This is a genomic window from Ruminococcus callidus ATCC 27760, assembly GCF_000468015.1.
GTDB lineage: Bacteria > Bacillota > Clostridia > Oscillospirales > Ruminococcaceae > Ruminococcus_C > Ruminococcus_C callidus.
In genome coordinates this window covers 3,070-4,738 of sequence record NZ_KI260345.1, presented here as the reverse complement: position 1 = coordinate 4,738, position 1,669 = coordinate 3,070, and the positions used below count along the sequence as shown (strand labels likewise).

The 1,669-nt window shown below is 47.2% G+C and carries 1 protein-coding gene; it reads left to right on the top strand.

The window, feature by feature from the left end; all coding sequences use genetic code 11:
- On the top strand, nt 1-1,669 hold a 1,669-nt coding region (locus RUMCAL_RS04400; RefSeq protein ID WP_021681364.1), incomplete at both ends, for a leucine-rich repeat domain-containing protein.

Sequence of the window (1,669 nt, the reverse complement as noted above, 5' to 3'; positions counted from 1 at the left end):
GGCTTAACCAGTATCGAAATTCCAGAAGGTGTCACAAGCATCGGAGAGTTTGTGTTTTTCAGTTGCTACAAGCTGACCGAGGTGTTTCTTGAAAACGGCTCTAAGCTGACGAGCGGAAACCTCGGCGTAGACGAAAGCATAATCGGAACCTACTGGAACGAAGGCGATCTGACCTGGACACTCACCGCCGACGGCACAATGACCATCAGCGGCTCAGGGGCGATGAAGGATTACTCTTACGATAGCCCTGCATGCGACAATAGCAACATAAAAAAAGTTGTGATTGAAGAGGACGTTACGAGCATCGGAGATTCTGCGTTTTCCGATTGCAGAAGTTTGACAGACATCACGATTCCAGGTAGTGTCACAAGCATCGGAAATGGTGCGTTTTCCGGTTGCAGCAGCTTAACAGGCATCACGATTCCAAGTAGTGTCACAAGCATCGGAAATGGTGCGTTTTCCGGTTGCAGCAGCTTAACAGACATCACGATTCCAAGTAGTGTCACAAGCATCGGAGAATCTGCGTTTGAGAGTTGCACTGACTTAACTAGCATCACCATTCCAAAGAGTGTCACCAGTATCGGAAGCAATGTGTTTGACGGCTGTACTGCTCTGACCGAGGTGCTTCTTGAAGGCGGCTCTACGCTGACAAGCGAAAATTTCGGTGAAGTTGCAAACAAAGTTGTAACCCGCTGGAACGAAGACAATCTGACCTGGACACTCACCGCCGACGGCACACTGACCATCAGCGGCACAGGGGCGATGAAGGAGTATGGTGCTGGCAGTAGCCCTGCAGCCCAGAAGAAAGACAGCGTAAAAAAAGTTGTGATTGAAGATGGCATTACAAATATCGTAGATTTTGCGTTTTTCGATTGCACTGTCTTAGAAAGCATCGAAATTCCAGGTAGTGTCGCAAGCATCGGAAATTTTGCGTTTTGCAGTTGCATCCGCTTGACAGACATCACGATTCCAGGTAGTGTCACAAGCATCGGAGATTATGCGTTTTTTGAGTGCAGCAGCTTGACAGGCATCACGATACCAAGTAGCGTCACAAGCATCGGAAATAATGTGTTTCGAGATTGCAGCAGCTTGACAAGTATTACGATTCCAGAGAGTGTTACAAGCATCGGAAATTATGCGTTTAAGTATTGCAGCAGCTTGACAGACATCACGATTCCAGGTAGTGTCACAAGCATCGGAACTTATGCATTTTCCGGCTGTACTGCTCTGACCGAGGTACTTCTTGAAAATGGCTCTACGCTGACAAGCGAAAATTTCGGTGAAGTTGCAGACAAAGTTGTAATCCGCTGGAACGAAGGCAACCTGACCTGGACACTGGACGCTGAGGGAACAATGGCCATCAGCGGCACAGGAGCAATGAAGAATTATGGTACTAACAATAGCCCTGCAGCCCAGAAGAAAGCCAGCGTAAAAAAAGTTGTGATTGAAGATGGCATCACAAGCATCGGAGATTATGCGTTTTTCGATTGCAGCAGTTTAACAAGCATTGAAATTCCAGAAGGTGTCACAAGCATCGGAGAGGGTGCGTTTTCCAATTGCAGAAATTTAGCAAGCATTGAAATTCCGGAAAGTGTCACAAGCATCGGAGATTTTGCATTTTTTGGCTGCGGCGATTCGCTTGAAATTACGGTTTCCTGCGATTCTACGC